General features: G+C 33.3%; 13 protein-coding genes and 4 pseudogenes. 7 read left to right on the top strand and 10 right to left on the bottom strand.

The features are described from left to right. Nucleotides 1–533: 533 nt before the first annotated feature. A pseudogene (locus tag JKP73_RS21440) lies at nucleotides 534–811 on the bottom strand (transposase); the annotation flags it as partial. A 156-nt stretch (nucleotides 812–967) separates the two neighbouring features. On the opposite strand from JKP73_RS21440, the gene JKP73_RS21435 reads away from it, so the two are divergent. Both JKP73_RS21435 and JKP73_RS21430 read left to right on the top strand, forming a co-directional pair. Continuing rightward, the gene (locus JKP73_RS21435; protein WP_200411881.1) at nucleotides 968–1,438 is read left to right on the top strand and encodes a DUF6323 family protein; all 471 of its coding nucleotides are present in this window, start codon (nucleotides 968–970) and stop codon (nucleotides 1,436–1,438) included. Further along, nucleotides 1,438–2,889, top strand: a complete 1,452-nt coding sequence (locus tag JKP73_RS21430; protein WP_200411880.1) for a DUF6179 domain-containing protein — start codon at nucleotides 1,438–1,440, stop codon at nucleotides 2,887–2,889. Before JKP73_RS21435 ends, JKP73_RS21430 begins: the two co-directional genes overlap by 1 nt. 185 nt (nucleotides 2,890–3,074) lie before the next feature. On the opposite strand, the pseudogene JKP73_RS23775 reads toward JKP73_RS21430, so the two are convergent. The 4 genes and pseudogenes from JKP73_RS23775 to JKP73_RS21415 form a co-directional block, all read right to left on the bottom strand. After that, a pseudogene (locus JKP73_RS23775) lies at nucleotides 3,075–3,179 on the bottom strand (hypothetical protein); the annotation flags it as partial. A 658-nt stretch (nucleotides 3,180–3,837) separates the two neighbouring features. Further along, nucleotides 3,838–4,980 (bottom strand): Ger(x)C family spore germination protein, encoded by a 1,143-nt coding sequence (locus tag JKP73_RS21425; protein ID WP_200411879.1) that lies wholly within the window; start codon nucleotides 4,978–4,980, stop codon nucleotides 3,838–3,840. After that, on the bottom strand, nucleotides 4,958–6,082 hold the full coding sequence (locus JKP73_RS21420) for a GerAB/ArcD/ProY family transporter (protein WP_021292535.1): 1,125 nt from the start codon (nucleotides 6,080–6,082) through the stop codon (nucleotides 4,958–4,960). Before JKP73_RS21420 ends, JKP73_RS21425 begins: the two co-directional genes overlap by 23 nt. Before the next feature lie 8 nt (nucleotides 6,083–6,090). Next, nucleotides 6,091–7,587, bottom strand: coding sequence for a spore germination protein (locus tag JKP73_RS21415; RefSeq protein WP_188944301.1), 1,497 nt, complete (start codon nucleotides 7,585–7,587; stop codon nucleotides 6,091–6,093). A gap of 64 nt (nucleotides 7,588–7,651) precedes the next feature. Here JKP73_RS21415 and JKP73_RS21410 point away from each other — a divergent pair, with 64 nt between their 5' ends. Further along, complete coding sequence (locus JKP73_RS21410) at nucleotides 7,652–7,861, top strand: hypothetical protein (RefSeq protein ID WP_200411878.1); 210 nt, start codon at nucleotides 7,652–7,654, stop codon at nucleotides 7,859–7,861. A gap of 690 nt (nucleotides 7,862–8,551) precedes the next feature. Here JKP73_RS21410 and JKP73_RS21405 read toward each other — a convergent pair. From JKP73_RS21405 to ermCL, 4 genes and pseudogenes are all read right to left on the bottom strand, one after another. After that, nucleotides 8,552–8,822 (bottom strand): annotated as a pseudogene (locus JKP73_RS21405) (EamA family transporter); the annotation flags it as partial. 27 nt (nucleotides 8,823–8,849) lie between these two features. Further along, a pseudogene (locus tag JKP73_RS21400) lies at nucleotides 8,850–9,257 on the bottom strand (transposase); the annotation flags it as partial. A gap of 131 nt (nucleotides 9,258–9,388) precedes the next feature. Beyond that, nucleotides 9,389–10,123, bottom strand: coding sequence for a 23S ribosomal RNA methyltransferase Erm (gene erm / locus JKP73_RS21395; protein ID WP_200411877.1), 735 nt, complete (start codon nucleotides 10,121–10,123; stop codon nucleotides 9,389–9,391). Between the two features lie 70 nt (nucleotides 10,124–10,193). Beyond that, nucleotides 10,194–10,253, bottom strand: coding sequence for a 23S rRNA methylase leader peptide ErmCL (gene ermCL, locus JKP73_RS21390; protein WP_123317386.1), 60 nt, complete (start codon nucleotides 10,251–10,253; stop codon nucleotides 10,194–10,196). 237 nt (nucleotides 10,254–10,490) lie between these two features. On the opposite strand from ermCL, the gene JKP73_RS23445 reads away from it, so the two are divergent. The 4 genes from JKP73_RS23445 (at nucleotide 10,491) to JKP73_RS21375 (ending at nucleotide 12,854) form a co-directional block, all read left to right on the top strand. Continuing rightward, complete coding sequence (locus JKP73_RS23445; RefSeq protein WP_021292540.1) at nucleotides 10,491–10,613, top strand: hypothetical protein; 123 nt, start codon at nucleotides 10,491–10,493, stop codon at nucleotides 10,611–10,613. A gap of 739 nt (nucleotides 10,614–11,352) precedes the next feature. After that, on the top strand, nucleotides 11,353–11,985 hold the full coding sequence (locus JKP73_RS21385; protein WP_188944305.1) for a pentapeptide repeat-containing protein: 633 nt from the start codon (nucleotides 11,353–11,355) through the stop codon (nucleotides 11,983–11,985). Nucleotides 11,986–12,149: 164 nt separating this feature from the next. Next, nucleotides 12,150–12,272 (top strand): CatA-like O-acetyltransferase, encoded by a 123-nt coding sequence (locus JKP73_RS23735; protein WP_188944307.1) that lies wholly within the window; start codon nucleotides 12,150–12,152, stop codon nucleotides 12,270–12,272. Nucleotides 12,273–12,275: 3 nt separating this feature from the next. Beyond that, on the top strand, nucleotides 12,276–12,854 hold the full coding sequence (locus JKP73_RS21375; RefSeq protein ID WP_200411876.1) for a CatA-like O-acetyltransferase: 579 nt from the start codon (nucleotides 12,276–12,278) through the stop codon (nucleotides 12,852–12,854). Nucleotides 12,855–12,870: 16 nt separating this feature from the next. Here JKP73_RS21375 and JKP73_RS21370 read toward each other — a convergent pair whose 3' ends face one another. Beyond that, nucleotides 12,871–13,086, bottom strand: coding sequence for a hypothetical protein (locus JKP73_RS21370; RefSeq protein ID WP_200411875.1), 216 nt, complete (start codon nucleotides 13,084–13,086; stop codon nucleotides 12,871–12,873). Nucleotides 13,087–13,387: the final 301 nt, after the last annotated feature.

Genomic DNA, 13,387 nt, shown 5'->3' with positions numbered 1-13,387 from the left:
AAAGGTTGACAGAAATTCACTGATTTCATCTTCAGTATAAGATTAAACTAAGTCCTCGGGGTTCTGTGCATACCATTCAGCAAAACCACTACTAGAACATAAGAAGAGGTTAATACGAGGTTTTTTGTTTTTTAACAGCTGTACTCCTTGTAAGTTTGGGTTTAAAAAGTAAAAAAAGAACCCCTTTATGCAACAATACATAAAGAAATTCTTCTTAATGATGTGACGTCCTATATCAATAATCCAATGACTGTTTTTTAACTTAATAAAAATGCTGTCATACCGGTAGCTGTTAAAACGACTACACCGAAGGAACGGCATTAGAATCCCCCAGCTAAAAATATTACAGTATTTTTAACACCGCCAAGTTTTATATAAAATAAAAAATTTATTAAATAAAATGTCAGTTTATCCACTAATTCCAAAGTAATACTTTTTTGAATCATCAATAAAAGCGCCCGATCGTATTAGATGGTCAGCCAGTCATTTGAACAGACCCCTGTCAAGTAGACAATGAAAATAATAAAAATGACTTAAGCGGCTTTCGTTCTATATTCGATAGGGTTAAGGCCATTAGTCGTTGTTGATATCGTTCATGATTATAAAATCGAATGTAATCATCGATCGCAAAGGATAGATCTTCAAACGTCTTAAACTTATGTAGATAATACTTCTCACATTTAAGCGTTCCCCAAAAAGATTCCATAGGCCCATTATCTATACGTGACATACTGTGTGTCATCCCTGCGGTATCTATCCTTCGTCTAAAAGCTTCCGAGGTGTATTGATACCCACGATCACTATGAATCAGGGAGAATCTCCATGCGAAAGAGTTAAAGCCTTATCAAAATAAAAATTGACAATCAGTGGATAGAAAACTATAATATATAATAATGTTAATATTTAATTATATCATATTTTTTATTGTTTGTCAACAAGAAGAATTTTTTGGAAGGATGGAATGCATATGTTTTTACCTCGTTTGTTGGGTTCGATCGATTCCTTTATGCTGGAAAAATATACAGACGAACTATTGAATATAAATCAAAAGACAAAAGAGTATGGTCTAGAACTAACTCGCGATGAAATTAAAGAGATGGTGACCGTCAGAGAACGGGTATTACAAAGCTATGGTCGTGTGGAATTAGGGGTTGAAGTGTTTAAAGAATTATCGGAGGTTTTTTGCACTTCTCCTTATATTGAGAATGAAAATTTTGCATTAACATTAAATGAACTACTAGAGGTATTTCATTATCTAAAAAATGAGACTGACGACATGATAGGGGATTCCCTGCTGATTAGTATTATCAAGAATTACTATGATGGTACTTGCAAAGGATCTATGGAATTTTTGAAAAGCAAACTTGAAGAGTTTGCGGAACAGTTCAGAAGGGATGTCAATTTTAGAATACATTTGCTTGAAAGGGATGAACATTAATGCAATCAGAAAAGCCCAATCATACTAAACCGTTAGTGTCACTTGAAAATGTTAAAAAAAGTCATTTATCACAAAACCAGTATACGATATCACTTTTGAATGATGCATTACAAATAGGTATGCTAACTGACAAAGAGGTATACAACATACAAAACCAATTAATGCTTATTCTGAAAGATTTGATTGGACGTTATACCCAAGGGGAAAGTTCCTCCGTGAGCTCTGATACCGCAGAAAGTATCTTTGCTTCTATTTTGTATGCCATAGATGCTTATACGTTTCAGTTTGATGATCCTAAAAAGGCAATTACGTATTTAAAAACGGTAAAAGTGAGAAGAGTTTATGAAAAAGGAGTAGGGCTGGTTCGGCAGTGTTTCAAGGAAACAGAACAACTTTACAAAGAAATCAACAATAATAAATTGGATGTGGCAGTAGAAGCCTATAACGTGTCCATCGAAGAATCCGTACCCGTGTTTCTAAGGAAATACGACATTATATTTGACGCTCATAATACTATGGCAAGCATTGATTATCCTTTAGCGGTCGATGATATGAGTATTCAGGGGGTTTTTTATCTAAAGCAATATTTAACACGTTTGAAAATGGAAACAGAATTATGCCATTTATTCAATCAAGAGGATCTTCAAAAAATTTTAATTAACTATGGAAAAATATGCAGGTTTGATTACCGTATAGAACTCTTCAATATATTTAGGTTAACATTCAATAATGCGGTTTTTTCTATTCTATCAGGAGGGAATGCTAATCAATTGATAATCTCCGCAAATCAATACAAGCAACTATATCTTCTGTTCACTGAAACGAATGATTCTCAGATTCATTCCATTATTCACAAAGCAATTGACCAATTAGATTATGACTTAAATATAAACGAACCTAAAATGAAAAATTATTTGAAACATTGTGGGGCTGATCTGATACAAACGATTATAAACGCTGTCAATCATGATAAATTACAAACGCTGATTATCATGGAAAAAGAATTGAAACCAAAATCCATTGTAACTACATTCAAAGCCTCTGATAGAATGAGTGATAATCACTTTCGATTATTAATTGAAAAAGTCATGGGTTATGACAAAATAACGGATAAAGTTGAAATAATTCGGAAAAATTTCCATTCCCTTTATGATTATATCGATATGCTGAATGCCGATTGTTTGTTGGCCATTGAATATGAAGCACTTTTTAGTACTTTTGGCGATATTGAACTGGCAATTTTAGCAAAAAAGGTGTTCTATGAGGAACTACGGAATGAAACAGTCGATTTATCATCCGCACTTGTAAAGGAAAAGGAGGTTGAAATGGAATGGCAGATGCAATTTATTAAATTTATAACAAACATGGACACTGAAAGAAAGATTACCATTGAGAAATATATTTATGATATCGATTATGAAGAATCAATTTTTACTAAACAGTCACAATAGTAAGTCATTGTTAATAATTACTTAACTAATATGCTCCCAAATACACTTTAGTTTTTAATTTTAGCTCCTCAGATGCCCCAAACTGTATCGATGTTCGTATATGTAGAGACTTTAATATCAGTATTAACATATACCTTTCGTCCTGTCGTCCTGTCTCCCAGTTGTCTTTTATGCTGTTCCAATAATCATAGTGTTTTTGGTATAAGAGACCTCCCCACTCCTATTACATCAACTTCTAAGTCTTTTTGTATTTTTTCGATTACATTCTGGACTAATTTTTTTACTTTCCTTGAAGTAGCTTTCTAGATACTATTTATATAAGTAGTATCAAAGACGCTAGGCTCCTTCAAACCTTTCCCCAATTTTACCGCTCATTATCATATCATTTAATGTATCAATTCGTAAATCATGACCATGAAAAATAGCAGCACCCTTATACTGAAGTATATCATCATTTTTAACTTGTATTTCGGGTATAAACTATCGTTTAGTAAATATTCTTGAAGTTTACCAATATGAACAGGTTCGAAGGCTCCTATATTTTTGTGACTATTTTCCATTAAAATACCTAAATGGCATTGGTTAGAACAACCATCAGGAACAAAAGGTCGTGAAAAACTTGCAAAGAACAAAGAGAAAAGCTGATCAACTGATCAGCTTTTCAAAGACTCTTTTTTAATAATGAACCTACTATTAAACCTGGTAGGATACTATACTTATCATCGGAAGTTAAAAAAGTCCTAAAAAATTTGGCGAAAGGATAGTTCCTAACGTAACAAAATAAGCTGTAATACGAATGTAAATAGAAGAATGGCTCCTTACTTCCACCTGCATCATTACAGGCATCCCATATGGAAAATAAATATACACATGGATAAAACATTAACCTTTCTGGGAGGGATTCCATCATAGAAATTAAAGTAACTGACAGTAATCTAAGTCACTTGTTTATTGAATACTCCCATAATTGATTAGATCTACATTAACATTGAAATCAACTGTTGTTTCAGGGAATTTCTTACGCCATTCTTTTGATGTTAATTGTCCGTCAGTTGTGTTACTCCTAAAAATATTACCAAGCCCAAGTGGATCTGAATTTGCCTCTTGCAAGTTAATTAGAAGTTCCTCATATTGACGTTTGATTTCCTTTTCCACTTCCTTTTCCAATATTTTTGATACCTTCTCACTTTCAATTTTAAATGACTCTGAAGTCTCGTACAAATTCACCTTCAGCTTCACATCTGTCTCGAAATGGAGTTGGTTTACATCCGTTATCTTTGTTTTACTTTTTCCATCGATAACCAATAAGTCAATATCAAAGTTTTCCTTTTCTTCTTGCGGATTATTAATATATTTTACAAGAGGATCTCTTGGTATGGTAAGGTGAAAGGGCTTATCCCTTATTCTTTTTTGAAACAGATTAACTAAAAATCCATCACTCAGCGGTAATTCACCTACGTATTTCCCGTCTTGTAATAGAGCCATACCTTTTAAAGCTGGTTTATCTCCAGTTAATCCAATTAAAGGCAGGAATGGATCCTTACCTGTATCTTCGTATGTATGCGTTAATTTGTGTAGCGAAGGATCCGGGATACTATCTTCCGTAATTTCCTTTTCAATTAATTCCTGAATATATTGACCAACATTAATACCGGTGACTTCTTGTTTCGTTAAAAGCACCTCTTTTGCAGTTTTTGTGCTAATGGCAGAATACATCATATCTGATGTACGGGCATCACGGACTAATGTGTTTAAATATGGTGTAATTCCATTCTCGGCTACTTCCTTACCATACAAGATCAAACGGATTTGTCCAGGTAAAAAGTTATAAATTGCCTTTGTTTCAGCATCTTGGCGAGCATCTCTAACTGTGCTTCCTGTCCCAGTAATTGTTTCAGTTAAATTTGATTGGTTATTGAATAGAAAAGCAATGATTGTTGAATCGATTTGCCCTTCACCATTCTTCGCTACATCTATGCCGTAAGAATTGATAATCGCATGTCTTTCTATCACCTTAGATTGCATACAACCAACTAGAAAAATAAATGATACAAGTAAGAGGAATAGCTTAATTTGATAAATGACGGCCATCTCCCTTCCGTTTCTTCCATCTTTTTTTTATTAACACAATTGGCAAAAGCAATAGTGGATAGACATATACCAACCAAAAACTAGTCTTGGCTATATTATCAATTACTTTTTGAATAAGAAAATGCTGATCAATAAAAACGCAAAAAATTAAAAGTAAAAATGCAACTGCGTATAAGGACGTTCTCTGCTTAATTTTGTATAGCCGTTTCATTCCATAAATAATCCCCCACATTAATAAGATCATATTGGGCAGTACAACCATCATCCATTCGGTTACAACAATATAATCAAATCGTTCAATAAACGGAAGAGATTGAATCTTAAACATATTTAACAACGCCCATTCCCTTCTCTCCAACTGATCTGGACTAAAAAATCCGATAGATACGACGGTTACTAAGAGTACAATGAGAGATGACCAGAAAATACCTATATAAACGGGCATGCTGGCCTTTTGCTTATTTTGAATAAATGGGTATACCAATAAAAGTAATTCAAAACCTATAAATGTATAAGATGTAATCTTGGCACCTTTTAATAACTCTGTAAAGGAAGTCTGGAATGCTGGCTGGAAATGAGTAAGGTCCATTAGATATGCAGGCTCAATCAGAAGGAAAAGAACCCAATGAGAAAGAAGAAAAAAAATGAAACAAACTCCCACGATAATCTTAAGTCCTCCCAGAATAGAATAAACAATTAAACTAATCAGTAATAAGCCCATCACAAAATTACTTATCCCCGGAGCAATGAAGACTTGTACAACCTCGATGTAGGTTACGAGTACCGATAACAATGTAATCGCAAAGTGGATAATATAGACAGTGCCTAAAAGTTTTCCTACCCACTTTCCAAAAATATCAATCTGAATTCCTAAGATATCTGCATTATCGTATTGTTTTAAAATAATCAACATAGCTAGTACAACAATAAGCATATAAAAAAAGGCAAAGATTATGGAAATCCATGCATCTTGGTGTGATTCCATAAAAATGAGTCTGGGGACTCCCATAATACCGACACCTAACTGAATGGAAGATATGATGAAAAATAGATAAAAAGCCCGAATGCGTAGATTTGGTTTTACTTTTACATTAATATCCATAGTTTCACCTACTCATCGATATCTTTCTTTTGAACTGCCTTTCTTTTTCTGTAACGAATTAAATCCTTTGGCTTATATGAAGCGAAACGCTTATTTTGATAAGCATTAGGTAAACGGAATAACGCCTTATTAAGATCTTCCCATCTGAATGGGTAAATAGGGGAGAGATACGGCCGCCCTAATGATTTTAGTTTTAATAAATGGATAATCAAGAAACATATCCCGAACATTATTCCGATCATACCTAGTACGCCAGCCAGTATAATCATTGGAAAACGAATAATACGTATAGAGGTACTCATAAGGTAGTTTGGTATCGTAAAGGAAGCTAGTGCGCTTAACGCAACAAGTATGATCAAAAAGTTACTTGTAATGCCTGCCTGAACAGCTGCAGTTCCGATAACAATCCCTCCAACGATACCGATTGTCTGTCCAATCTTCGTTGGTAACCTCGCTCCTGCTTCCCGTAACAATTCAATGATAAATTCCAGGAGCAAGGTTTCAATGATGGGGGGAAACGGTACAACAGACCTGGACTCACCAATTGTAATTAGTTCTTGTGTCGGAATGAGCTCATAGTGAAAAGTAGTTGCAGCAACATAGGCAGGTGTCAATAATATTGAAATGATAATAGCAATAAAGCGAAGATACCTTAAAAATGAACCAGCATTCCAACGCATATACAAATCTTCTGTTGACTCAAAAAAACTAAAAAAAGAAGTAGGAGCTAGAATTGCAGTCGGACTGTTTTCAACCATGACACCGATCTTTCCCTTGTCTATGGCGTAAGTGAATCGGTCCGGGAGTTCCGTTCCATAAAACTGTGGAAAAATGGTCGTTGAAGAATCCTCGATATATTGCATTAAAACAGAGCTGTCTTCAATTTGATCAACCTCTAATTCTTGTAATCTTTGGCGCATTGTATTGACATCCGTATCATTTGCAATAGAATTTACATAAATCAAGCGCACTTCACGCGGGAATCTTTTACCAATTATTAGCTTTTCTAATACGAGGTCCGTGGAACGGATGCTCCAGCGAACGATATTCATATTTGTTACGATAGATTCCGTAAAGGCCACTTTCGGACCTAAAACGAGTGATTCGGTCTCTGCTTGTGCTAAATTTCTTTTTTCTTTTTTCGCTAAAAGGTAAGAAACAGCTGAATCTTCGCCTTCTACATAAATAAATACTTCTCCTATTAATATTTTTTGAAGAATTTCTTCTAATCTTTCCTTCTTGTCGCTATTACCTAATGGAATTTCATTTCGTATAGATTTATTTGACCATTTTTCACTACTATTTAACAAAGGCCTTAGTAAATAATTTTCTACCATTTCAGCTTCCACCATGTAGCCAATATAGAAAACTGCTATTCTCCTTTTTGGCTGTTCATAGATGGAAAACGTTAAATCTGGATTATTTTCAAATTTATTCTGCATCAGTTGCTGCAGTTCCTCGATTTTTATTGGGAACAGACTACTAGATTTTGGGTTTTTCCTCATATATACCACCTACGAATGTATTTTTGCACTTTCTTTTTATAAAAATAGAATGGTTTAGAATTTAATGATTAATATGCTTGAAAATCATTTTGCCCAAGTAGTAGGTGGAATATACAAAAAATTATGTAAATCGATTGTAACAGAAGTAAGTGGGAATTATATGTTAACTTCTGATCTTAATAGAGATTACCATCCATTTAAGTTACTATCCTGGAGCTTTATAAAAAATGATATTAAACAACACAGTATCTTAAATCTAGCTAATTCCTTGTAATTATCTTGTAATGCGTTATATACTTGATCTCCTTTTTATAATAATAAGACACCTTGTTACATGTCTTTACTGAATTACTCCAAATATTAGCTACTATTTCCAAAGATAATAGAGATCCGCCAATAATTACAACTATTGCTAAAACCCTTTTTAGTATTAGATTAATAACAATGAAGAATACAATTCCTAAAACAGATGGATCTGTTAGGCAAATAATGGTAGAGGAAGCAGTTATAAAATGTTAAAAGAAGTAGTTTTAACAAGCATAAAATGCAATATCGAACTCTCATTGAAGGTTTTCACGACAACGATTTTGTTTTTGCTTGCCCCAATGGTTTTATTCGTGGGGTGCAGAAATTAATATATACGAAAGGAATGATCAAATGGAATTAAAATGTGGTAGCTGCGGCAATTCGTTCAATAAATTCTGTCTAGACAGAATTTATTCCATAATCCATTAATCATGCAGTCTTAGTTTTAACTATAAAGAAGCTGGTACATATCAAGAAATCATTAATAAGTATGATTTCTTTAAAAATCTGAGATAAAATTTTATCTCTTATTAGACTAACGGGCCATATTGCAGAAGAATCAAATTAGAGGTAAAGCTGAATTTGGCTATTAAAGTGGATGGAAAACACGATATGGGAGTAAAGATAAGTCCCCCAAGTTTAAAGGAAGTTATCTAATTCAAGGGGACTTTCCGTTTTTATTTAATTTTTCTGGAGAGGAACCTGTATTCAATGCCAATAATAAAGTCATCCCAATAATACAAGCTATACCCCCATTGAAAAAATCCAAAAGGCTCGTTTAACCAAAAGACCGTTGTTAAAACAGCAGATAGAGGTTCTAAGTTACCTAACAGGCTTGTTTCTTTAGGTGAAAGGCTTTGTAAACTTTCAATATAGAACCAAAAGGCAATCATCGTACCGAAAATGATTACAAACACAAGGTAAGAATAGATTAGCCAAAAAAGACTCTCCTCCATCTAGCTCACCCTATCTAGGTGGAGGGCAATCTTTTTCATGTTTTGACAGGCAGCCGTCATCAGCGCCTGTTCTTTGACTTTCTCTTTTCCACGCAAGCGACAATAACGCAGCCCATGCAGTTCTTTTGAATCTGCGAAGCTACGCTCAACTTTTTCTTTTCTCATGCGATAAATCCACTTCCCTTCATTGGAAAGTCGGTTCAGACGAACCTGCTCTTTATCCCCCCATACATGGCGTGTAATGGTTTTCTGGTGCTTTTGATTCTGCGGCACTGCCCAAGAAGAGGACAGGTCACACTGCTTGGCATCTGATTTATAATGACGATATCCATCACGGTCCGTTGTGCCATACCTTAGCTCTTCACCTTGAGGACAAACATAGACATCGCGTTTTTTATCATAGTTGTAGTAATAACATATAAGTTTAAAACTTTTCGTTTATTCTAGAATCGGGATAATATTTTACTGGAATCGCTGTCTAAAAAAGGATTGCCTTGATGGCAATCCTTTTAAATGCAAATAATATTCAATTCTTTACACTAACTATTAAACTTTTTATAACTATTGAACAGTGATAAAAATTGTTCGAAGTTAATGTTCTTTAAATCCTTTATTTTTGCATATTTTAATGCTTGATTAAACTGGTTTTTGGTAAAGAGTTTTCTGTATTCTTTGTTGACCCATAGCCTTACAAAATAGTTATATTTTTTTCTATCCTTTGATGATATTTTTGATGGATGCCTTTTTAATACGATTAACGAACTATTGATATTAGGCTTAGGATGAAAGTATTCTCTAGGAATCATACTTAATATAGAGATATCAACTTTTGTCATCAAAAGCAATGCCAATGAACGATTTGTATTTAATAGCCTTTTAGCGAATCCATCCTCGACTATTAAGTAACTAACTGTAGCTTCACTTTCAAAGACAATTTTTCGTACTATATCCGTACTTATATAATAAGGTATATTACCATATATTTTATATGCCTTGTTATTTGGGAACTTAAACTGTAATATATCCTTATTTATAACTTGAAAATTATCGTAATTCGCAAGTTTGTTTTTTGTTTGAATACATAATTTAGAATCTATCTCAATAGCTGTTACATAATTACATTTTTGAATCAATTCTAGTGTGAAATGGCCTTTACCTGACCCAATTTCAAAGATATTATCATTTGCATTTAATTCTATATTACTCATTATTTTATTTATATGATGTTTAGAAGTAATGAAATTTTGACTGTATTTTATATTTTTCTTGTTCATTATAACCCACTCCTATGTGGTTATAATGAATTTTCTAGAATTTTCTATATTAACAATTCATTATAACCAATTATTTTTCGTTTGGTTGATAATGAACTGTATTTATTACAAAAATGCTAAAAATACCCACGTGCTAATTCTCCTTCCGTTATTAATCGTTAAAACTTAGACAAAAGGGGGAGTCAATTACAAATATTGAATAATTGCCCATTAAAATTCCTCCTAGCAAATAATATTTATTATAGCACACATTGTTAATATTACAGTTAACATTTTTCGACGAACGGGCGCGATTGTTGAATTCAAAGGTTTGATAAAAACTAAATCACTGCATATAATAAGAACGAATGTTCTTTGAGGTGATTCAATGAATGAAGAATTGAAACAACTTGCACAAGATTTCATCATTCTTCCTTTTGCAGTGAAGATATTTGAACAGGATAAAATATTTTTAAGAAGTCTAAACAAAGTATTGTTTATCAAAGCATGATTGATGCTGTCATAGAAAGAATACAAAACGATTATACAGCTGTAAAACAAAAGCTGTACACTCGATTCACATAGATATAAAGCGAAACGGAAACACTTTATCGCTGGAATAGCAAAGGAAATAGTGGTCTGATTGAATATTCTTCTGAGGATTTAAAGGAAATGACTAGTCGAACGATGAATCGGTATTTGAAAGATATAGATTTTGAGGTTAAACATTATTAAATAGGCAAATGCTGTTACCGTTTAATCATTGTTACGTAGTATGTATTACGATTGTACTTCCATATTACTTGCCCCTCTTAAGTTAAGTTTACAAAAGATGTCAATACTGTTTTTAGGTTCGCATCCGAACCATGCATAATAAGCCCCTCCTCTCGCTAAAGATAAGGGGCTTAATTTTATTACAATTGCTTAAGCATATAAAATTGTGGTTAGCCTAGCCATTGTTTAGTGTTGCACACACTAGAACCCCCCCTCATATATGAGGGGTTAATTTGTATATATAGCTTTCTTCCGAACTGGTCCTGCTGAGTTTAAAGCTTCTTCTAGGATAAGGATATAATAAGAGAATTTCTTAGAACTTAAAACAATTTCAGTTAATGTATGCGTCTTGATGAATCCTGTGTATCAGAAAATCTATAAAAGTCAAGCCTTGAAAAAGAACATGCGTTCCCTTATATTTGTTTCTAGAAAGCTTATAAATGAATTAAATTCTTTTGAAAGTAGGTAGGTATACAGTGAAGATTGACACACCCAAAATCCCTGAAGATGTAACGGAGAGAAGATTCACAGATATTTTTTACGAAGAAGATCCGGAATTTGAAATGTGTATGGTTACCGATTCAGAATTTGCCGACGAAACACTTGAGCGAGTCCGACTATATAAAACAGTGATTAGGAATTGTAATTTCACAAATACGGATTTTAACCGAATTGATCTTACCGACGTACGCTTTGAGAATTGTGATTTATCCAATGCTAATTTGGGTAATGCATCGATGAATCGAGTTGAATTTCTTAATTGTAAGTTGCTAGGCAGCAACTTAACAGAGTCTTATATCGGTAATACAACATTTGAGGGATCGATTCTTAATATGGTTATGTTCGGTAACTCAAAACTTGAAAAGGTGATTTTTGATGATGCAGCTTTAGAAAGTGCTGACCTTTTTGACTGTAAGCTTAAAAAAGTAGAATTTCTTTCATGCAATCTTAATGGCGCGAGCTTTGAAGAGACACCATTAAAAGGAATTGATATAAGCTCATCCAATTTTGATTCTTTAACTGTTTCAATAGAGAACTTAAAAGGATGTATAGTATCAACGTCTCAAGCGATACAATTTGCTTCATTATTAGGTCTAAAAATTCGATAGTATTGATACCTATTCTCTTTAACTTCGTGTTTTGATTTTAAGTGGCTTAAAATGACTTATAAAGGCCTTATGCTGTAACCGGTAAAACAGCGTTAAAATACTATCTTATCAACAATGTAGTGAAATTATAATAATTGAATAAATTAAATGAAAGGTTGAAACAGATGGCAACTTATCAAGTCATTGATTTAGAAAGTTTTCCAAGGAAAAACTATTATGATTATTTTATGGCGACAGACACAACGTTTGAAATGACAGTAAAAATTGATGTTACCTCAAGCAGTTAAAAAATGCAAGACGAATCTATAAGTTTTTATGCTTACTCTATATTTAATTTGACTAGATCGGTTAACAAGATTCCGAATTTGAGGTATGCCCACATAGATAAGCAATTAGTAGAATGGCAAGAATTAGTACCAACGTTTACGAACTTTAATCAAGAAACAGAATTATTTTATAGTCTATGGTTGGAAGGATTAACAGATTATAAATCAGTTGACCGTGAGTACAAAAAGCTTATAAAAGAGTATGCAAACAAAACAGGTATCGCACCAATGGGAGTTGTTCCACCCAACGTGGTGAATATTTCATCAATCCCTTGGATGCATTTTGAACATTTTTCATCTCAATCAGGAGCTAACAAAAATAATTTAACACCATTGATTACCAGTGGAAAGTACGAAAAAGTTGGTTCACAGTTGCAGATGCCAGTGAATATTAAGATTCATCATGCAACAGTAGATGCCTATCATGTGACGTTATTTTTTAAAATACTGCAACGGTTTGTTTTTTCAGTGTTAATTTCTTCTTACTGGTGGCATATCACCACCTCCTATGTATTCTTGCACAATAAAGAGACACCTCATTGAGATGTCTTTGTTCGCATTATTGTTTCAATAAATGTATTTCTGAATCGTATACTCCTCGAATTAAATAGTTTCCACTAAAACTAAAACCACTTTCCAAATCATCATGCTCATGGAACACTATATTCGTTATTACTTCTCTGTTTCTAAGTATACGTTTAAAAGCTTTCTCTACTTCACTATCAAAGTCGGTAATTAATAACCCTTTCGCTATACCATTGCTTGGCTTTCCCAATATCACTTACACCAAGACAAACAGTGTCAACTCTTTCAAACAAACCCATTTATTACACCCTCCCAATAAATTCTGCTATTTACTTCGACAAAAATCCACCATTACCTTGTATTCCACATAATGGCCCTATTGTCCAACATTGATGATAATTCTTATTCAGGAAATGCGCCCGATTGCTTAAATACCAGATATTTGAATTATTTTATCAGCAATCATTTCTGGTGAATTACCATTTGTATAAATAATCTGTTTAGCCAATAACTTATTGGATTTGTGTTTAACAAAATGCTCGTTAAGTTTA

Origin of the sequence: Virgibacillus salexigens, from assembly GCF_014905415.1 — a bacterium.
Taxonomy (GTDB): Bacteria; Bacillota; Bacilli; order Bacillales; family Amphibacillaceae; genus Virgibacillus; species Virgibacillus salexigens.
The sequence above is the reverse complement of the archived record's forward strand: the minus strand, read 5'-3'. Positions and strand labels throughout refer to the sequence as shown.